Origin of the sequence: Micromonospora maris AB-18-032 (assembly GCF_000204155.1) — a bacterium.
In the GTDB taxonomy this organism is placed as follows: Bacteria; Actinomycetota; Actinomycetes; order Mycobacteriales; family Micromonosporaceae; genus Micromonospora; species Micromonospora gifhornensis.
The window spans coordinates 2,611,239-2,629,730 of record NC_015434.1; the positions used below are offsets into that span (position 1 = coordinate 2,611,239).

At 69.4% G+C, this 18,492-nt stretch carries 18 protein-coding genes; 7 read left to right on the plus strand and 11 right to left on the minus strand.

What is annotated here, in order from left to right; genetic code table 11:
• Positions 1 to 159: 159 nt before the first annotated feature.
• Both VAB18032_RS11795 and VAB18032_RS11800 read left to right on the plus strand, forming a co-directional pair.
• Positions 160 to 1,938 carry an RHS repeat-associated core domain-containing protein gene (locus VAB18032_RS11795; RefSeq protein ID WP_013733059.1) on the plus strand — a complete coding sequence of 593 codons (1,779 nt, stop codon included), beginning with the start codon at positions 160 to 162 and terminating at the stop codon, positions 1,936 to 1,938.
• Entirely contained in the window at positions 1,931 to 2,356 is a 426-nt protein-coding gene (locus VAB18032_RS11800; RefSeq protein ID WP_013733060.1) for an allene oxide cyclase barrel-like domain-containing protein, read from the plus strand. Before VAB18032_RS11795 ends, VAB18032_RS11800 begins: the two co-directional genes overlap by 8 nt.
• A gap of 46 nt (positions 2,357 to 2,402) precedes the next feature.
• On the opposite strand, the gene VAB18032_RS11805 is transcribed toward VAB18032_RS11800, so the two are convergent.
• Complete coding sequence (locus tag VAB18032_RS11805; protein ID WP_050814588.1) at positions 2,403 to 3,122, minus strand: AfsR/SARP family transcriptional regulator; 720 nt, start codon at positions 3,120 to 3,122, stop codon at positions 2,403 to 2,405.
• 394 nt (positions 3,123 to 3,516) lie between these two features.
• On the opposite strand from VAB18032_RS11805, the gene VAB18032_RS11810 reads away from it, so the two are divergent.
• Positions 3,517 to 6,186, plus strand: coding sequence for a helix-turn-helix transcriptional regulator (locus VAB18032_RS11810; protein ID WP_148272251.1), 2,670 nt, complete (start codon positions 3,517 to 3,519; stop codon positions 6,184 to 6,186).
• 90 nt (positions 6,187 to 6,276) lie between these two features.
• Entirely contained in the window at positions 6,277 to 7,467 is a 1,191-nt protein-coding gene (locus tag VAB18032_RS11815) for a cytochrome P450 (RefSeq protein WP_013733063.1), read from the plus strand.
• A 12-nt stretch (positions 7,468 to 7,479) separates the two neighbouring features.
• Here the strand turns inward: VAB18032_RS11815 and VAB18032_RS11820 are convergent, their stop codons facing one another.
• Complete coding sequence (locus VAB18032_RS11820) at positions 7,480 to 8,238, minus strand: AfsR/SARP family transcriptional regulator (protein WP_013733064.1); 759 nt, start codon at positions 8,236 to 8,238, stop codon at positions 7,480 to 7,482.
• A gap of 347 nt (positions 8,239 to 8,585) precedes the next feature.
• Positions 8,586 to 8,930: an NUDIX domain-containing protein gene (locus tag VAB18032_RS33525; RefSeq protein WP_415878014.1), complete on the minus strand. Its 345-nt coding sequence runs from the start codon at positions 8,928 to 8,930 to the stop codon at positions 8,586 to 8,588.
• Here VAB18032_RS33525 and VAB18032_RS33185 point away from each other — a divergent pair.
• Entirely contained in the window at positions 8,868 to 8,999 is a 132-nt protein-coding gene (locus tag VAB18032_RS33185) for a hypothetical protein (protein WP_269764253.1), read from the plus strand. The two genes, VAB18032_RS33525 and VAB18032_RS33185, sit on opposite strands and share 63 nt — an antisense overlap.
• A 30-nt stretch (positions 9,000 to 9,029) precedes the next feature.
• Here VAB18032_RS33185 and VAB18032_RS11825 read toward each other — a convergent pair whose 3' ends face one another.
• Both VAB18032_RS11825 and VAB18032_RS11830 read right to left on the minus strand, forming a co-directional pair.
• A complete protein-coding gene (locus VAB18032_RS11825) occupies positions 9,030 to 10,112 on the minus strand; it encodes a protein-L-isoaspartate O-methyltransferase family protein (RefSeq protein ID WP_013733065.1) in 1,083 nt (360 codons plus the stop codon).
• 22 nt (positions 10,113 to 10,134) lie between these two features.
• Complete coding sequence (locus tag VAB18032_RS11830; RefSeq protein ID WP_043720487.1) at positions 10,135 to 10,431, minus strand: hypothetical protein; 297 nt, start codon at positions 10,429 to 10,431, stop codon at positions 10,135 to 10,137.
• Between VAB18032_RS11830 and VAB18032_RS11835 the strand changes: the two genes are divergently transcribed.
• Positions 10,418 to 10,711, plus strand: coding sequence for a Scr1 family TA system antitoxin-like transcriptional regulator (locus VAB18032_RS11835; RefSeq protein ID WP_232510879.1), 294 nt, complete (start codon positions 10,418 to 10,420; stop codon positions 10,709 to 10,711). The genes VAB18032_RS11830 and VAB18032_RS11835 overlap by 14 nt on opposite strands.
• A gap of 53 nt (positions 10,712 to 10,764) precedes the next feature.
• Here the strand turns inward: VAB18032_RS11835 and VAB18032_RS11840 are convergent, their stop codons facing one another.
• On the minus strand, positions 10,765 to 11,019 hold the full coding sequence (locus VAB18032_RS11840) for a hypothetical protein (protein ID WP_148272252.1): 255 nt from the start codon (positions 11,017 to 11,019) through the stop codon (positions 10,765 to 10,767).
• 15 nt (positions 11,020 to 11,034) lie between these two features.
• Between VAB18032_RS11840 and VAB18032_RS11845 the strand changes: the two genes are divergently transcribed.
• Positions 11,035 to 11,430, plus strand: coding sequence for a YkvA family protein (locus VAB18032_RS11845; RefSeq protein WP_043723897.1), 396 nt, complete (start codon positions 11,035 to 11,037; stop codon positions 11,428 to 11,430).
• An 890-nt stretch (positions 11,431 to 12,320) separates the two neighbouring features.
• On the opposite strand, the gene VAB18032_RS11850 is transcribed toward VAB18032_RS11845, so the two are convergent.
• The 5 genes from VAB18032_RS11850 to VAB18032_RS11870 all read right to left on the minus strand — a co-directional run bounded on the left by VAB18032_RS11850 (position 12,321) and on the right by VAB18032_RS11870 (position 18,381).
• Positions 12,321 to 13,457: a mandelate racemase/muconate lactonizing enzyme family protein gene (locus tag VAB18032_RS11850; protein WP_081476082.1), complete on the minus strand. Its 1,137-nt coding sequence runs from the start codon at positions 13,455 to 13,457 to the stop codon at positions 12,321 to 12,323.
• An 88-nt stretch (positions 13,458 to 13,545) separates the two neighbouring features.
• Positions 13,546 to 14,682: a sugar ABC transporter substrate-binding protein gene (locus tag VAB18032_RS11855; protein WP_148272253.1), complete on the minus strand. Its 1,137-nt coding sequence runs from the start codon at positions 14,680 to 14,682 to the stop codon at positions 13,546 to 13,548.
• A 47-nt stretch (positions 14,683 to 14,729) separates the two neighbouring features.
• Positions 14,730 to 15,752 carry an ABC transporter permease gene (locus VAB18032_RS11860; protein WP_013733072.1) on the minus strand — a complete coding sequence of 341 codons (1,023 nt, stop codon included), beginning with the start codon at positions 15,750 to 15,752 and terminating at the stop codon, positions 14,730 to 14,732.
• Positions 15,752 to 16,780 carry an ABC transporter permease gene (locus tag VAB18032_RS11865; RefSeq protein ID WP_013733073.1) on the minus strand — a complete coding sequence of 343 codons (1,029 nt, stop codon included), beginning with the start codon at positions 16,778 to 16,780 and terminating at the stop codon, positions 15,752 to 15,754. Before VAB18032_RS11865 ends, VAB18032_RS11860 begins: the two co-directional genes overlap by 1 nt.
• Positions 16,777 to 18,381 carry a sugar ABC transporter ATP-binding protein gene (locus tag VAB18032_RS11870; RefSeq protein ID WP_013733074.1) on the minus strand — a complete coding sequence of 535 codons (1,605 nt, stop codon included), beginning with the start codon at positions 18,379 to 18,381 and terminating at the stop codon, positions 16,777 to 16,779. Before VAB18032_RS11870 ends, VAB18032_RS11865 begins: the two co-directional genes overlap by 4 nt.
• Between the last annotated feature and the right edge of the window lie 111 nt (positions 18,382 to 18,492).

Below are 18,492 nucleotides of genomic sequence, written 5' to 3' on the forward strand. Positions count from 1 at the left end.
TCCTCCCGAGGGGGTCGGCGTGAGGCGGTCATCGTCGGCGCGACCGCTAAAGCGGGTCCAAAAGCGGGCGGCCCGACTGTGGCGCTCCGTCGACGCCATGCGTTTTGCTGTCCGCGCCGCGGCGAGTTGCCCGAGACCACCCGACCGAGAGGTCCTCGCATGACCCTTGCCCATGAACGAGCGGACGGGCGGAGCCTGGTGTCTCGCCACCCGGACCGCCCGGACCTGCCCCTGTCGCTGGCCGACGCCGCCGGCAACCGGGTGGACTACAGCTACGACGACGGCGGGCGGCTGCTGCGCGCCTACTCCCGGGCCTTCGACCGCGACATCGAGACCCGGACCTACCACCCGGACGGATCGCTCGCCTCGGCCACCGACGGTCGGGGCGCGACCACGGGGTACCACTACGACGGGCGTGGACGCCTGGTCGCCATCGACCCGCCCGAGCCGCTCGGCCAGATCCGCTTCGCCTACGACGACGATTCCCGCGTCGTCCGGGTCACGCACGGTAACGGCCAGCGCGTCGGCTTCACGTACGACGCGTCGGGTCGACTGGTCGAGGTCCGTGACGACGACACCGGCCAGGTGCTCGGGGACTTCGCCCACGACTCCGCCGGCAACCTGACCCACCGGTCCGGCCCGGGCTGGTCGGAGTCGATCCAGTGGCGTGACGGCCGGCGCATCGGCTCGGTCCGGCGCGAGGGCCGCGAGATGGAACAGGTCGGCTACCGCCACACCGCCTCCGGTGCGCTGGCCGCCCAGTTGGACCTCAACGGCACCACCACCTACGGTTACGACGCCGCCGGTCGGCTCGCGGTGCTCGACGACCCGTTCGGTGGCCGGACGAGCTTCGAGTACGACGGCGCCGGGCGGCGTACGGCCACGGTCTTCGCGGGCGGGGGCAGCCAGCGCACGGAGTACGACGCGCTGGGCCGGCCGGTGCGCCTCGTGGTGGCCGACGGGCGGGGCGACCCGGTCCACACGGTGTCGTACGACTACGGCGGTGGTGCCCTGCTCGCCGCCCGCACCGTCGACGGCGTGACCACCGAGTACGCCTACGACGGCCTGGGCCGGGTGGTCCGCGCCGGTGACGAAGAGTTCGGCTACGACCTGGCGAACAACCTGATCCGACTCGGTGGCACCACGTTCGACGTCAACGACGCCGGGCAGCACGTGCGCTTCGGTGAGACGGTCCTCGGCTACGACCGGTCGGGCAACTTCGTCGACGAGGTGAATCCGACGGTGCGCTTCACCTACAGCCCGACCAACCAGACCCGTACCGGGTCGGTCGACGGCCGGCAGGTGGTCGACATCCGCTACGACGGTCTGGACAATCGCGAGCCACGCCGGATCCACGAGACCACGCTGGACGGGCGGTCGGTGACCCACGTTCTGCACCGCACGTCGCTGGGCATCGTCCGGGTCACCGACGACGTACCCACGGCGTTCGTCAGGGAGCCCAGCGGCCGGCTGATCGGGTTGCGCACGGCGGACGGGACCCGCTACCAGGCGGTCACCGACCACCAGGGATCGGTGTTGGCGCTGCTGGCCACGGACGGGACGCTGGCCGCCACCTACACCTACAGCGCGTTCGGCGCGGTCACCGCGACCAGCGGCGTCGCGGCCGTCAACCCGTTCCGCTACCTGGGCGCCTACCAGTTGCTGCGGGGCGCCCACTTCCTGGAGTGCCGCATCTACAACGGGGCATGGGGGCGGTTCACCCAGCCGGATCCGCGGCACCAGGCCCGCGCCCCGTACACCTTCGCAGACAACGACCCGGTGAATTTGGGCAACCCGGCCCGCACCAATTTCTGGGCGACGCTGTCGCGGCCGCCGCGGGAGGCGGTCGCGGCGTTCCACGGCACCCCGCCCCCGCCGACGACGTTTCTCGGCACCGGCATTCCGTTCATCACCCGACGAGGAGACGACAATGACTGAGCGACTGGAGACGCGACCGCAGGCCCTGCTCATCAAGGTGCCCACCGAGATCGTGGTGAAGGTGGTCGACGACGTGGACGTGGCCGCTCCGGCGGTGGGGCAGGTGGGCAAATTCGACGACGAGTTGTACGACGAGGCCGGTGCCCAGATCGGCACGTCCAGCGGCAACTTCCGCATCGAGTACGTGCGACCGACCGACGGCGGACTGCTCACCTACTACCAGGAGGACATCACTCTCTCCGATGGGGTGATCCACGCGGAGGGCTGGGCGGACTTCAACGACGTGCGGACGAGTAAGTGGGTGTTCTACCCGGCGACCGGGGTGAGCGGCCGCTACCTGGGCCTCACCGGCTTCCGGCAGTGGCGGATGACGGGCGTGCGCAAGTCCGCCGAGGCGCGGATCCTGCTCGGCGAGTGACCGCGGCGGGGGGTGGGCGCCGTGGGCGCCCACCCCCCGCCTGCCTTCAGCAGGCTTGGGCTACCTCCCGCCGCCGGTAGGCCCGCAGGATCCAGTGGTGCAACTCGCGCAGCGACCGGTCCGGCTCCAACCCGAGTTCCTCGCGGAGCAGCCGGTGCGTGTGTTGGTAGGCGCGCAACGCGTCGGTCCATCGTCCGGCGCGGACCAGCGCGACCATCAGTTGCCGGTGGAAGTTCTCGTGCAGTGGATGGTCGGCCAGCACCGCGGTCAGCAGGTCGACCACCTCCTGGTGCCCGCCCAGCGCGAGTCGCGCCTCCACGAGCATCTCCAGGCACTCCAACCGGGTCTCCTCCAGCCAGCGGGCAAAGACGGCGACGGTCCGCCCGCCGGCCAACGTCAGCACCGGGCCGGTCCGCCACAGCGTCAATGCCCGTTCCAAGCACGCCACCGCCTCCCGGTACCGGCGCGCGCGCAGATGCGCCCGCCCCCGCTCGGACAGCGCGCGGAACTCGTGGGCGTCGACCTCGTCACCGGCCCGGATCCGCAGCGTGTAGCCGCCTGTGACGGTCGCGAGCCGACCTGCCGGGAGCAGGCGGCGCACCTGGGACACGTGCACGTGCAGGGCGGCCTGCGCGCGCCGCGGAGGGCGCTCGCCCCAGAGTTCGGTGCCGAGGTGCTCACTGCCGACGACCTGGTCGGAGCGAATCAGCAGCGTGGTCAACAACGCCTGCTGTTTGGGCGCGTTGACCGGTGTACGGGTGTCCACGCCCACCAGTCGTAGTGGTCCGAGTAATTCGTAGCGCATTGCTGCCCCCGATTTATCGGTTTTGGCTGATGCTAGTGCGCGGTCGTCGGGATCTGCATCAGAGAAAGTACGTACGCATCGATCGGTGGCCTTATTGGGGGCTGAATGCCCGGTCAGGATGGTATTTCGCCGGATCGTGGCGGCCTGCCACCGGGCGGGTCGGGGCAACTGTTAACAAGTCAATATGCGGTATGTAAACGGCGCGCAGCATTTTCTCCGGCCGCACGTCCGGATATTGAGATGCATTTTTTCCAGTCAATGGGGCTCGCTGATTATGCGCGGTTGTGACCACGACGCTGGTGGTTAAACTGGGACCAGCCGTGATCGGGGTCGGCAGGCGAAGGGTGGTGTGCTCGTGCGCGACACGGCAGAGCATCGGATCGGCACATCCGGGCGTCACACACCGCAGGCCCAGGCCACACCCGCAGATCGGCTGTCGCAGGCGCTCGCCCGGGCCCGCTCCGGGCGCGGTGGCGTAGTGGAACTGGTCGGTGAGCCGGGGATCGGCAAGACGCAGGCACTGACCGAGCTGACCCGGCTCGCCCGCGTGGCGGGCATCCCGATCGCCGCCGGTCGGTGCACCGAGGTGACACCGGACAGCCCGCTGACCCTCGCCGCCGCGGTGACCGGAGCCACGGGGAGTCCCGGCGAACTGGCCGATGCGTTGCGGCAGGCCGCCGATCCGGCCGGGTTGCTGGTCGCCGTCGACGACTTCCACTGGGCCGGCGAGGATTCGGTACGGCTGGTGCGGGCGCTGACCCAGACGGCGCTGGACGTCGGGCTCCTGGTCGTCATCGCACTGCGACCGACGCAGACCCACACCGGGCTGCTCGCGGTGCTGGCCGACGGCCGCGACGTCGGTGTCGTCGAGCGCGTGGAGGTGGGTCCGCTGACGCTGCCGGAGTCCGCCCGGCTGCTCGGCTGCAGCATCAAGGACCCACAGGTCCGCAGGCTGCACGAGCGGGCCGAGGGCAATCCCCGGTACCTGCTGGCACTGGCCGCTCCGCGCGGTGCCGCCGCGACGGCGCTGCTCGGCGAGAAGGCGTCACTCGGGCCGGACGCGACGCGCGTCCTGGAAGCCGCCGCCGTGCTGGGTGGCTCGGTGGACGTCGCCGGCGTCGCCGAGGTGGCCGGTCTGCCGCGCGAGCGCGCCTGCGCGGCCACCAGCGTGCTGGTCCGCCGTGACCTGCTGCGCCCGTCCGACCGGCCGCGGGAGTACGTCTTCCGACATCCGGTGCTGCACACGCTCTACTACGACGACATCGACATCTGCTGGCGGGCGGCGGCGCACCGCCGGGCGCGGACCCTGCTGTTGTCACGTGGCGCCCCGCACAGCGTGGTGGCTCCGCACGTCGAGCGGGCACCGCAGGGCTCCGACGAGGATCTGACCGTGCTGGCCGGCGCGGCACAGGAGGCCATGGCGGGCACTCCCGCACAGGCCGTGCGCTGGCTACGGGTGGCGTTGGATCTCGCGCCGGCCGGTGCCCACGCCCGCAACGAGCTTGCCTCCGCCCTGGTCGGCGCGCTGCTCGCGTCGGGGCAGCCCACCGCCAGCAGCGTTCTGCTGCACCAGATCCTGCGGTCCGACCCGCCGCTGTCCTGGGAGGCGCGAGCCCACGCGCTGGTGCCCGGCGCCCTGGCCGAGTGCCTGCTGGGGCGGGCCCGCGAGGGCGGCAGCCTCATCGCCGCCGCACTGGCCGAGGCCCCCGAGGATCCGCCTGCGGTGCTGGTACGCCTCGCGGTCGTGCAGGGCGTGCTGGCGAGCCTGGAGGGAGTTGCGCTGACTCCCGGCGTGGCGGACGTCGCGCTGCGGGTGGCACGCGTACACGGCGACCGGCTCGGCGAGATGGGCGTCCTGTCCGTCCGCGCCTTCGGCGCCGGTGGCGGCGCCGCCAGCGCGGCGGACCTGTCGGCGGCCGCCGCCATCGCGGACGCGGCGGCCGACCCTGACCTGGCCGCAGATCCCGAGTGCCTGGTCATGCTGGCCTCGGCCGAGTCGTACAGCGGCCGATACCGCGACGCACGCCGTCACGCCGCACGCGGCGTGACGGTGATCCGGCGCAGCGGGGGCCGCCACCTGCTCCCGCTGCTCTACAACACGCTGAGCAACAGCTGCCGAAGGCTGGGCGAGTTGGACGCCGCGCAGGAGGCGGCCGCCGAGGCCGCGCGGATCGCGGAGCAGATGGGTGCGTGGCGACTGCACGGGCTGGCGCTGGCGCTGCGTTCGCTCAGTCTCGCCTGGCTGCTGCCGCAGGGCGACCGGGAGCCGGTCGACCTGGCGGAGCAGGCAGCGGCGATCCTCCCACCGGGCAGCTCGACGTGGAGCGCCACGGCCGGGCTGGCGTTGGCACAGGCGGCCCTGGCCGGCGGCGACCCCCGTCGGGCCGTGACCGTCATCCTGGACTTCGGTGGTGGTCCGGGCCTGGACGACATCCCCGACGTGCTGCGTCCGTGGAGCTACGAACTCCTGGCCGCCGCCTCCGGCCGGGCCGATCTTCCCCTGGCGGAGTGGGCGAGCCGCGCCGCGGCGGTCGTGGACCGGATGGGCGTGCCCTACCTACGGCCCTACGCCGTCTCCGCCCGCGCCCACCTGCTGCGCTCGCGCAACGACCTGGCCGGCGCGACCGCGCTCTTCCGCGAGGCCGCCGCGCTCTTCCACACCGCCGGTCTGGCCTTCTCCCAGGCCGTCGCCCTGGCCGAAGCGGCCCGTTGCCAACCCGGCGCGGGCCGGGCTGACCTGGCCCTCGCCCGGGAGGTGGCCCGGCGCTGCGGCGCAGGCCGAGCCCTGGCCGAATACCGCACCCGCCCGTCGGTGACGGAGGTGACCCACCCGATGCTGTCCGTCCTCACGCGACGCGAGCAGGAGATCGCGTCGATGGCGGGCACCGGTCGCAAGACCAAGGACATCTCCAACAGCCTGGCGATCAGCCCCCGCACCGTTGACGTCCACCTCACCCGCATCTACCGCAAGTTGAACATCGCCACCCGCGCCGAGCTGGCCCGGCTCATGGCGAGCATCGCCTGAAGAGCCCCGCCTCCGGTGTGGAGCCCGGCCGTCATCAGAGTGGCTTTACCGGTCTCTCCTAGGTTCTGACCACCCACCGAGGAGGCCGCCATGACCGACGTCCAGCTGCCCGCGTTCCCGATGACCCGCACCTGTCCCCACCAGCCGCCGGAGGGCTACGCCGCCCTGCGCGAGAATGGGCCACTGGCCCAGGTCCGGCTGGTGGGCGACCGTACGGCGTGGGTGGTGACCGACCACGACGTCGCCCGGACGTTGCTGGTCGACCCGCGACTCTCCTCCGACCGGCTACGACCGGACTTCCCGGTGCTGGTGCCCCGGATGTCCGCCGCCAAGCTGGTACCACTGGTCGGCATGGATCCGCCGGTGCACACCCAGCGGCGGCGCATGCTGATCGCGGCGTTCACTGTCCACCGGACCCAGCAGATGCGCCCAGAGATAGAAGAGATCGTCAGCGCCCGTCTCGACGCGGTGCTGCAGGAGGGCCCGCCGGTGGACCTGGTGCCCACCCTGGCCCTGCCCGTACCGTCCACCGTGATCTGTCGGCTGCTGGGCGTCCCGTACGCCGACCACGACTTCTTCGAGAGCCAGACCCAGCGCATGGTGCTGGGTTCGAGCACCGCACAGGAGGCGGCCGGCGCGGCCGCCGCCCTGACCGAGTACGTCGACACGTTGATCGGGGAGAAGCAGACCAAGCCGGGGGAGGGGCTGCTGGACGAACTCATCGCGAGCCACCTCGACACAGGGCAGATCACCCGGCGGGACCTGGCAGAGACCGTCATGTTCCTACTCGTGGCAGGGCACGAGACCACAGCCAATATGATCACGATGAGCATCGTCGGCCTGCTGGAGAACCCGGAACAACTCGACCGCCTACGCTCCGACTGGAGTCTGCTCCCGAACGCGGTGGAGGAGCTGCTGCGCTACCTGTCCGTCGCCGACGAGATCCAGCGGGTGGTCGCCGAACCCATCGAGGTCGCCGGCCATGTCCTGCGCGTCGGCGACGCGGTCTACCTACCCGCCGCCGCCAGCAACCGGGATCCGGCCGCCTTCCCCGACCCGGACGCGCTGGATGTCTCCCGCCGCGCCCGTCACCACCTGGCCTTCGGCTACGGCATCCACCAGTGCCTGGGCCAGAACCTCGCCCGGGCCGAGCTGGAGGTGACGCTGCGGGCCCTGTTCGAACGACTGCCCACCCTGGCGCTGGCGGAGCCACTGTCGTCGCTGCCGGTGAAACCGGGCGGCTCGGTGCAGGGCGTGTACCGGCTGCCAGTCACCTGGTAGGCGTAGGGCCCGTCAGGCAGCCGGCACCAGGCCCACATCGGCACTCAGGATCGCGAGTTGAAGCCGGCGCATCGCCTCACCAGGCTCAAGCCCCAGCTCCTCGTGCAGCACCCGCCGCGTCGACTGGTACGCCGCCAACGCCTCGGCGCGGCGACCGGCCCGGGTGAGCGCCACCATCAACACCTCCCGCAGCGGCTCGTGCAGTGGGTGCTCCTCGACCCACTGCACGAGTTCGCCGATGAGCTCCCGATGCCGGTTCGTGGCCAGTGCCGCCCGCCCAATGGCGTGCAGGCAGTCCACGCGGACCTCCTCGGCCCATTCGGCGAAGTTACCGACCACGAGGCCGTTGCGGATGCCGGCGAGCACGGGACCCCGGAACAGCCCGACCGCGCGGCGCAGCGGGACCAGGGCCGCCTCCGGGTCGGTTACCAGCAACGACCTGCCCAGCGCGTGCATCCGCTGCAACTCGACAGCATCGACGAGGTTCTCGTCGACCTCCATCTGGTAGCCCTGCGGCTTCGTGTGCAGCACCGCTGCGCCGGGGCGCGGGCTCGGGATCTGCTTGCGGATCTGCGAAACGTAGACGTGCAGCGCGGTGCGGGCGTGGCGGGGAGGGTTCTCGCCCCACAGCTCAGCGATGAGTTCGTCGGTGGTGACGGTGTGGTTGGCCCGGATGAGGAGCGTGGCGAACAGCGTTTCCACCTTCGGCGCGGTAATCGTGCGAGGTGCGGGATCGGCGATCCGCAATGCTCCGAGCAACTGGTAGCGCATGGTTTCCTCCGCAGGTCGGCGGCCACCGTATTCTGGCCGCTCACCGTTCCCGGGACATCAGAGAAATTGCGTACGGACCCGGGGTGCGTGGTGACAGCTGCAGCCAGGACGAGACGTTCCTGCGAGGACGGCAACCGGTGGGGTGGGCCGTCGAGCGACACCCGAGCAGCGGACGGCAGGGGTCGGGCTGACCGACCGTGTATCCGTGGCGACCTCCGTCGTCATGCTGGTGGCGCGGTTCACGCTGCCCTCGTCGAACGGGAGGTTCCCATGCCACATCAACGATTCCGCAGCCCGTGGCGGAGGGCGAGTGCTCTGCCCAGCCGTCCAGGGAGAAGGGTCGCCCGCTATGGATCTGTTCCAGGGCGGCCACGGTGTACGCGATCGTGGTGGCGGGTGGCTGCGCCGGGTCCGTCCAGACCAGGCCTGCGCATTTGTGGGGTTCCCGGTTGACCGGCTGGCCTTGCCAGGCGGTGGCGAGGAAGAAGAAGCCGAGCCGCGGGTCGTCGTGGCCGTGGCGGCGGTGCACGACATGAACGAACTCCAGATTCGTCTCGGACAGCTCGACACACCGTTTCCTCGGCCGTCTCCCGTATCGCGCCGGCGACGACCGATTCCCCATCTTCGAGGTGTCCACCGGGCAGACAGAGCTGGCCGGCGGCTTCACCGGTGCCGGCGCGTTGCAGGAACAGGACCTGGCCGTCGGCGCGGCGCAGCAGCACGTGCACGACGACGATGGTGCGATACCGGCTGGTCAATAGGTTGCCCTTCCGCCTCGGGTGCTGGCCTGCTCAAGGGCGGCGAGGCTCATCGACGCGCCGCGGCGGCTGCCGGTCGGTGGTCACGGAGCCATGGCCGACCTGCAGGTCCCAGCCGGCGAGATCAGGGCAGTCGTGCGGCACCAGGGTGCGGGCGAAGGACTCGGGTGCCGGACGGCCGACGTGTTCCCACCGTTGCAGCCAGGTCCGCAAGGAGCGCAGGGACGGCGAGTCCGGCCGGTCCGCGATGACCCTGCCATCGGTCAGGATCACCGCCGCCGAACTTGGTGTGGTGTGACCGAGTCCGCGGATCTCGTTGCGCAGCGACACCAGGCTCAGCTGCGGGTCGCCGAGCGCGGACGTCCAGGTGTACCAGGAGCGCCAGTGCGGCTCCATCTGCCGATACGTGTCGGTGTACCCGGGATGCAGCAGCTGGCCGAGGGCGGAGCGAGCGCCGGTGTGCTGGGCGTCGTCGGCAGAACGCCAGCAGATGCCGATCCAGGACGGATCGGGCTGGCGGTCGCAGTAGTCGACCCAGCGGCCGGGGACGGTCAGGGCATCGTCGACCGCGACGGGCGTGCTCTGGGCGTAGCCGCCTCCGGCGAGGGCTTCGATACGAGGTTTCCCGGCCGCAACGGTGATGGTGGCGATCAACGTGGTCGACGGCAGGGCCGTGATCGGCAGGCACGCGACGATCCGCCCACCGTTCACGACCTGCTGCGTCCACGCCCTCGGCAGCCGCGGCGGAGCACACCACGAAACAGCTCGATGGAAGGGCGCTGCGGCCGGGTAGCCGGCCAGTCCGTCGCCAACATGGCAGTCGACGCTGGTTACCCCGCGCTCGGCGTGGATGGCTGCCGCGCGGCGGACGAGTTCGTCGCTGATGTCGATGCTGGTGACCTGGCCGTCCGGGCAGCACAGGTGCGCGAGCAGCGCGCCGCTGTACCCGGAGCCCGTACCGATCTCGAGCACCCGGTCCCCGGCGCGGACCTGCAGGGCGGCCAGCTCGCGGCGGATCGACTCCGGTGCCGAGCGGTGCACCGTTTCGCCGTGCCGTTCATGGTGGGTGTAGATCGGGGCCGGTACGGCGTCGAAGGCCCGGTCGAGCTCGGTCACGGCTGCTCCCTTTTACAGAGGCTCAGGGGTGGGTGCGGTCGAGGCTCCGTGCATCGGTGACCCGGCGGGTGGCGTAGATGTCACCGGCCCGGGCGGCGGCTCGCCACGGCCGGGCCTTGTTCAGCGCGATATCCAGGTCCGCATCGGTGCGGTCCAGATCGACGCAGACGACGTCCGGGCCGTCCGACTTCGCGCGGCGCAGCAGATAGCCGTGCGGGCCGATCAGCGCGGAGGACGCGACCGGCGCCGCGCTGCGGTTCCGCCCCGTACCCCACGACGCGCCCGCCGCCCAGTACGACAAGATCCTGTCAGTCGCCACGCTACCGAGCGTGAGCCTGTCAATCCTGCCGACCGGCGTACGCCCCTCAGCGGTACACGCCCATCCCTTCGTGATCCACACCCTGCCCGACGGCTCCCAACTCACCACGATCGAGACCTACACCCGCGAACTGACCCTCACCGACCCAGAAGAGATCCGCATCTACTCACAGGTATACGACTCGCTCCTCGCAGACTCCGCAACCGGCAAACAGGCCCGCCAACTGCTGGAAACGATGCGGGCCGAAGCCCTGGACTCAGCGGAGTCGCAGGCTCGGTAACCGCAAGCCGGGAGACAGAAGGTTCTCGTCTCGTACCGGTCGACGGCATCGGCCTACTCGTCCGTTACCGGACCGCCGTCGAACGGAGCCGTGCCACCATCGCTGCGGAGGTAGGGGTGCACGTACACCGGATGCCCGTCCGGGTCGACCCGCCAGCCCGCTGCCCGGTCGTACGCGAACTCCGGGCCTGGCCGGTCGAGCACGTCGAAGCCGCCCGGATCCAACTCCTGCGCCGCAACGCTGTGCAGCGGCACCTGGAGCCGCTGCCCCAGCACCACTGATCGCGCCGCCCCCGACGGCGATGACATGCTGAGCCCGTGATCATGCGTGACTGGCTCGTCGGCCTGGCCATCGCGGTCGTGCTGCTGCTTGCCTCCTGGGCGCTGCTGATCCTGCTCGCCCGGCGCCTACCACCCGGCATCATGCGCGACCTGGCCGCGTTCATCCCCGACTGCGTCACCACCGTCCGCCGACTGCGCACCGACCCCCGAGTGCCGCGCCGGGCGAAGATCGCCGTGCTGATCGCGGGGATCTGGGTCGCCAGCCCCATCGACCTGATCCCCGAGTTCCTGCCCGTCATCGGCCCCCTCGACGACATCGTCGTGGTTGCTCTCGCTCTGCGCTACGCCGCACGCCAAGTACCCCGAGACGTCATCCTCGCGGCCTGGCCCGGCGAGCCCCGGCTGATCGAACGGCTGCTCGGCACACCGCCGGCCTGACAAACCTGGCAGAGCCCGCCACCCTCGCCGGAGCCGGGGTCGGCGAGAAGTTCGTCGGCCGAATCAGCGACCGGACGTTGGTCCTCCTTGCACGCCGGAGCGCTGTTCCTCGCCGGCCTGTGAGCCAACCCGCCGCACTACACGGAGCAACCTCACAATCGATCACTCGCCAAACTCGCCGTAGTTGAATACACAGCCCTACCGGTCGGCCAACCCACTCGTCGACCGGGGGCTACTCACGCCGGTGGTGTCGAGATATCGTGTCGAAGGTGTTCGACATCGGCGCACGGTGGGTTCATTGGTCATGCCGCAGCGTCACCATCCCCTTGGAGCAGTCGATGTGCGTCCCCCGTGACCAGGCTCCCGCCTCGATTTCCAAACGGCTGTCGGATGGCGGCGGGCGTCCGAAGGACCCCGATCATCTGTGGAACCCCGGCACGTGTCACTCATTCCGGCCGGGGCAGCAAGACCCCCAACCCCTGGGGGCCCCACCACGCCTGACGGCAGAAACCGTGGGGAGCACTGCCGGTAGACCGGTGCGGCGGGGGTTTAGCGAGCGGCCTGGGGGCAACGGACCGGGAGCGATCCCGACGCCGCGCCCCAGGCCGACTCAACCACCGCGCTCGCGATAAGCGCACCATCACCGGCAAGTCTCGCAGCGTTCTGCCCAATTGCGCTGCAGCCCACGGCGAACCGCCGCATTGTGCCGGCCAGCCTCGTCTCACACCACGTCGAGACCGGTTGTTACACAGGATGAAACGGGTTCAACTCCGACATGCTCGCACAGGTGCGATCCACGTCCGCCGGGCGGTCGTCGAGGGTCGTGTGGACTCTCTGATGGGGGACTGGCCGCAGTCGCCAGCCGGGTGCGGTGGGTCTTCGTGGTGGGCTCACTGCACAGCTCGGGTCTGGATCCGGAACCGCTGCTCCGCCCCGTCGGCAATGGTTACGCCGATGCCCGGCTCCTCGCTTGCCCAGACCCGGCCGTCCTTGACCACCGGTGGGACGGCGAGGAAGCCCTGCCAGCCGAGTCCGCCGTAGGCGTCGAACTCGATCAGTGGGGCATTGTCACAGCTGAGAATGACCTGTAGGGCGGCGTTGATGCCGATGCCGGTACCGGAGGAGCAACCGATGTGCGGCACGCACTGGAGATTCCAGGAGCTGGCCATGTCCGCGATTCGCTTGAGCTCGGAGATGCCGCCGACGCTGGCGGCGTCTGGCTGAACGATGTCGAACGGCAGCTTCGCCATGAGGTCGATGTATTCGAAGCGGGTCAGCAGTGATTCGCCGCCGGCCAGCGGGATGTCGACCCGGTCGGCGAGCCATGAGTGGCTTGAAACGTACTGGGAGAGGCTGTGCGACATGATGGGCTCTTCGAGCCAGGCCACCTGGAGGTCATGCAGCTCCCTGGCCAGGGTCAGAGCTCCCCGGCGGTGGTAGGCCATGTTGGCGTCGACCATCAGATCGACGCCGGCACCTACCGCGGAGCGTACCGATTGCACGAGGTGCACCGCGGCGGACAGGTCTCCGTCGACGCGCAGCTTGATCGCGGTGTATCCGGCGGCGACTGCTTCCTGGGCCTCGGTGACGGCCTTGTCGGCTGGCTTCAGCGATGGGGCGTAGTAGGCCCGCACCGAGTGCTGGGATGTGCCGAGCAGCCGGTGGACCGGCTGCTCGGCTGTCTTGCCCATCAAGTCCCAGAGTGCGATGTCCATGCCGCTCAGCGCGTACGTCTCGACGCCGCGGCGGCCCCACATGTGTGTCGCCCTCATCATGTCGTGCCACAGCGCACCGATGTCGCGGGGGTCGCGGCCAATGACCATCGGACCGAGCTGCCCGTTGATGAGTGGGCCGACGGTCGGAAAGTACTCGGCCGAGAAACCGGCTTCGCCGATTCCCACCAGTCCGTCGCTGGTGCGGACCTCCACGATGATGCCGCCCTTGGTGCTCACCGCCATCGCGCCCCAACGCAGCTCCTCCTCTAGGGGTAGCCCGACGGGATATGCCCGAACACCTGCGATCTTCATGCTCAACTCACCGTTCGCCTCGTAGCTGTTGTTGATTGGTGTGGTGTGGACGTGGCGGCCTGTCCTCTGGCCGCCACGTGTCACCTGGTCAGGCGCCGTACTTCTTTGGGGCCGCGAGGGCCCACTCGGTGTAGGCCTGGTGCCAGTCCACGTTGCTCTGGTCGACGACCTGCGTTGGGTTGTTGATGAACTGAGTCAGCGACTGGCCGAGCACTGCGGAGACGAAGATGGCCTCGATGAGGTTCTGGCCCTGGTCGACGCCGCCGATGTCGACGGTCGCGGTGAGCTTGCCGGCCCTGATCTGCTTGTATCCGGAGACCAGCCCGTCGGCGCCGATGGTGAGGATTCCGCCGGTGTCGTCCCAGTGCTTGAGGCCGGCAGTGTCGATGGCCTGGGACGCACCGAGGGCCATCTCCTCGTTCTCACCGTAGATCGCATTGACGTCACGGTTCTTGGTCAGCAGGTCTTGGGCGGCGGCGAAGCCCTTGTCGCGCACATACCCGCCGTCGGCCTCGCCGACAACCTTGATCCCCGGGTTCTCGGCGAGGGCCCGGTTGAAGCCGATCTTGCGGCCCCGGGTCCAGTCCGAGCCGGACGGACCCCAGATCTGCAGGATGTTCCCCTGCCCGTTGAGCTTCTCGGCGATGTACTTGCCGGCGAGGTAACCGGACTGCCAACGGTTGTCGTATCCCACGTTGGTGACAGTCTGCAGCTGGTCCTCGGGGTACAGCTCGGCCGGCTGGTTGAACTGGTAGATCCTGACGCCCTTCGCCGTGGCGTCGCGGTACAGGTTCTGCACGGTCGCGAAGTTCGCGCCGGTGCAGACCGCGATGGCGTCGAACTTGCGCGAGACCCACGACTGCACGATGCCGAGAGTGCCCTGGACGGCGTTGAAGTCGCCGACCGGCGCTTGGCGCTCCCAGACCCAGCGGCAGCCGAATCGCTGCTCGTACTCGTGCATCTTGCGCCAGGCGGCGTGCTCGATCTGGGTGAAGTTCTCGGAGAGGACCGGCGGGGTGAAGCCCACCTTGATCTCCCTGCCGTCCACGATCTTCTTGATGGCCTCGTCGAACGACTCACTGGCGGCACCACCACCGCCGGACGACTCGCCCGTCTCGCCGTTGGGTGAGCAGGCAGCCAGCAGGGATCCACCCACGCCCGCCCCGGCGAGCAGCCCGGCGGTGCGTAACATTCGTCGTCGCGATAGTCCATTGAAGTCGGCCATGTCGGTCTCCTTTGCGGTGCGGTGTGTCTCTCGGAGGGGTGCGGAGTTCAGCGGCGGGCGGCGCCGATGGAGCGGGCGATGCCGCTCCACGCCTGGTTCGCTAGGACGGCGATGATGAGAACGAGGCCGGTAACGACGGCTTGCCAGCTCGACTCGACACCGGTCAGGTTGATGATGTTGCGCGTCAGGGTGAGGGTCAGCGCGCCCACGAGGGCGCCGATCACCCGTCCCTTGCCGCCGAACAGCGAGGCACCGCCGATCACGGCTGCCGCGATGGCGCTGATCTCGTAGCCGTTGCCGATCAGGGGCGGCACGGTGGTGGTACGTCCGGCGATGTGGATGCCAGCGATGGCGGCCATGAGGCCGCTGATGACGTACGCGGCGATCTTGATGCGGTCGACGCGGATGCCGGCGTTCATGGCACCGGTCGCCGAACTTCCGACCGCATAGAACTTCACGCCGTAGGTGGTGCGGCGCAGGAACACCGAGACCGCGATGCCGACCGCGACGACCAACAGCATCGGCACGGTTATCGGCCCGATGAGCTGGCGCAGCCCGCCGATGTAGTAGTACGCGTTGGTCATGTAGCCGAGGACCGGGACCCCGGCGGTCCAGTACAGCAGGAGACCCCCGGCCAGACCGAGCATCGCCAGCGTCGCGATGAAGTCCGGGATGCCGAGCTTCGTGATGAGCAGTCCGTTGATCAGGCCGATGCCTGCGCCGACGGCCAGCGCGGCGAGGAACGCGACGGCCAGCGGCATCCCGTTGTTGAGACAACTGGCGACCACGCCGGCGGTCAGCGCCATCACCGACCCGACCGAGAGGTCGAGGCCGCCAGCGATGAGAACCACGGTCATGCCGATGGCCAAGAAGCTCACCGTGATCATTGCATTGATGATGTTGGTGAGGTTGCCGGCGGTGGCGAAGGTCGGCTCGACGAACGCCATCACGACGGAGACGACGACGAGCAGTACGAGGATTCCGAACGATGGATCCCGCAGGATCCGGATCCGCAGTGCGGAGATCCGATCGGTGGTGGCGGACGCCCGCTCCGTGGTCAGGGTGGTCATCATCGCCCCTTACTCGTCGCTGGCTGCAGGTCGCCGGCGGGTGCCGGCACGGGCTGCGAGATGCGCAGCGTCATCGCGAAGCGACGGACATTGCGGTCCACGATCACGCCGAGGAGGATGCAGAGCCCGGTGATGATGGAGAAGATGAGAGGGTCGACGCCCATCAACCGGAAGCCCTGCTTGAGGGTGACGAGCAGCAGCGCGCCGAGCACCGCCTGCCAGATACCGCCCCTACCTCCGGTCAGGCTCACCCCGCCGAGCACCGCGGCGGCGATCGCGATCAGCTCGTAGCCGCCGGCCATGCCGGACTGCACGGAGTTGAGGCGGGCGGCGAGCAGGACGCCGCCGAGGCCGGCCAGGGCACCCGAGACGAGGTACGCGTACAACCTGAGTCGTCCGACGTCGAGACCGAGGACCAGCGCGGGGGCGCTGCCCATGCCGGCCGCCCGGATGCGCCGGCCGAAGGCGGTCTTCACGAGCACGAGGTGCAGCGCCGCGATGGTGCCGGCGGTCAGGACCATGGCGCTGGTAAGGCCGCCGACTGTCGTGCCGGCGATGCCCAGGAAGGTCTCGTCGGATGTGCCGACCAGTTGGACGTGGTTGGTGAGCACCACGAGCAGGCCGGCGGCGATGTTGAGTGTGCCCAGCGTGACGATGAAATCGTTGAGCCGGAACTTGACGATCACCAAGCCGTTGACAAGGCCGAAGGCCAACCCGGTGCCGACTCCGACGAAGACGGACAGCAACGGGTTGAAGCCCTGCATCGACGCCCACAGGGAGGTGCCGGCGCTCAGGCCGAGCACCGCGCCGACGGAGAGGTCGATCCCGCCAGCGATGATGACGAAGGCCAGCCCGGCCGTGATGATGAAGATCGGTACTTCCTCGTTGAGGTAGTACCTGACGGAGTCCCCTTCGGCGAACGACGGCACGGCCACGGCGAAGCCGATGGCGACGGCCGTGAAGGCCAGCAGGATGGGTACGCCCTCGATCCCGAGGAACCGAGCGGCGCCGGAGCGGAGGTTTTTCATCGGTCAGCTCTCGATGCCTTGTCGATGATGGCGTGTTTGACGGCGTCGTAACCCTCTGTCGCCACCCGGTGCGGGATGTCGCGGATCTCGCCCACGAGGGCGCCGCGGTTCAGCACGACCACGCGGTCGCACAGACTGATCAGCTCGGCAAACTCCGAGGCGATGACGATGACCGAGGTGCCCTGGTCGGCGACGTCCCGGACGAGACGGTGAACCTCGGCCTTTGCGTGGATGTCGATGCCCTGGGTCGGCTCGTCGAAGATGAGGATCGACGGCCTGGTGTTCAGGCAGCGAGCGATGATCGCCTTCTGCTGGTTGCCGCCGCTGAGGTTGCGGATCGGCTCGGCCGGGCCGGGCGTCCTGATCCCCAGGCTGCGGATGTACGAGTCGGCGAGCGTCTGCTCGCTCCGCCCGCGCAGAACCCCGGCCGTCGTGACGGAGCCGAGGTTGGCGACCGTGATGTTCGCGGCGACCGAGAGGTCCGGCAGGATGCCCAGCTGTTTGCGGTCCTCGGGCACCATCGCCAGACCGGCCCGGTACGCCATCTTGGGATGCCGGATGGTGCGAGCCTGTCCGTCGATCTCGATCCGGCCCGAGTCGAGCTTGTCCAAGCCCATCAGAGCGCGCACCAGCTCGGTTCGTCCGGCACCGGCAAGCCCTGCAATGCCCAGGATCTCCCCGGATGCCACCTCGAGGGAGATGTCGCGCAGCACCCCGCGCCGGGTCAGGTTCAGTGCCCGTAGCCGCGGTTGACGGCATTCGCTGCCGGCCTGCCGCCGCGGCGCGGCCACGGCGTCGGCGGACTCCATGAGTTTCGTCGCGTCGCCGCCGAACATCTGCACCGCCAGCTCGCGCTGCGTGAGCTCCGCGGTCGCGGTGCGAGCGATGGTGCGCCCGTCGCGCATCACGGTTACCACGTCGGCCAGGCCGAACACCTCGTCGAGGTGATGGGTGACCCAGATCAGGGCGACACCCCGGCGCTGCAGGCCGCGCATGTGTTCGAAGAGCAGCGTTTTCTCGTGCTCCTCGAGTCCCGACGTCGGCTCGTCGAGGATGAGAATCCGCGGCGGCACAGCGAGCGCCTTGACGATCTCGATGACCCGCTTTTTGAGCGCCCCGAACTCGCCGACTGGACGCCACAGTTCGGACCGGGTGATGCCGAACTCGCCGGCGAGATCCTGGATCTGGCGCGCGATCTGACGCCGGTTGAGAAGCAGTGCACCGTTGCCGATCAGCGCCTTCTCCCGGCCGAGGAAGATGTTCTCCAGAACGGTCAGGTCGGGCACTGTGGACAGCTCCTGGTGAATGGTGCTGATGCCCAGGGCCTGCGCCTCTCGGGGATGGCCGATGACAACTTCGCGGCCGGTCAGTTCCATGGTGCCGGAGTCCGGTACGACCAGGCCGGACAGCACGTTCAGCAGCGTCGACTTGCCTGCGCCGTTACCGCCGAGGAGGGCATGGATCTCACCGCTGTGCACCAGCAGGCTCACCCTGTCCAGGGCCTGGACGCCCTGGAAGCGTTTGCTGATGTCGGTCATACGCAGGTGCGGAGCCTCTGCGAACCGCTGTGCCTCGTCGGGCACGGGGAGTGGCGTCTCCATACCTGCTCCTTCCGCAATCCACTGGTCTTGTGATCGGGTGGTCGGACCAATATCCTGATGCCCCGGCCACAAAGTCAAGAGGCTGACTCGGTTTCTTCCGCAGAGAGGAAG

Coding starts and splice junctions, on each gene's coding strand:
- VAB18032_RS11795 (WP_013733059.1), top strand. CDS start 160: ATGACCCTTGCCCATGAACGAGCGGACGGGCGGAGCCTGGTGTCTCGC.
- VAB18032_RS11800 (WP_013733060.1), top strand. CDS start 1,931: ATGACTGAGCGACTGGAGACGCGACCGCAGGCCCTGCTCATCAAGGTG.
- VAB18032_RS11815 (WP_013733063.1), top strand. CDS start 6,277: ATGACCGACGTCCAGCTGCCCGCGTTCCCGATGACCCGCACCTGTCCC.
- VAB18032_RS11820 (WP_013733064.1), bottom strand. CDS start 8,238: ATGCGCTACCAGTTGCTCGGAGCATTGCGGATCGCCGATCCCGCACCT.
- VAB18032_RS11840 (WP_148272252.1), bottom strand. CDS start 11,019: ATGTCATCGCCGTCGGGGGCGGCGCGATCAGTGGTGCTGGGGCAGCGG.
- VAB18032_RS11845 (WP_043723897.1), top strand. CDS start 11,035: ATGCGTGACTGGCTCGTCGGCCTGGCCATCGCGGTCGTGCTGCTGCTT.
- VAB18032_RS11850 (WP_081476082.1), bottom strand. CDS start 13,457: ATGAAGATCGCAGGTGTTCGGGCATATCCCGTCGGGCTACCCCTAGAG.
- VAB18032_RS11855 (WP_148272253.1), bottom strand. CDS start 14,682: ATGGCCGACTTCAATGGACTATCGCGACGACGAATGTTACGCACCGCC.
- VAB18032_RS11860 (WP_013733072.1), bottom strand. CDS start 15,752: ATGACCACCCTGACCACGGAGCGGGCGTCCGCCACCACCGATCGGATC.
- VAB18032_RS11865 (WP_013733073.1), bottom strand. CDS start 16,780: ATGAAAAACCTCCGCTCCGGCGCCGCTCGGTTCCTCGGGATCGAGGGC.
- VAB18032_RS11870 (WP_013733074.1), bottom strand. CDS start 18,381: ATGGAGACGCCACTCCCCGTGCCCGACGAGGCACAGCGGTTCGCAGAG.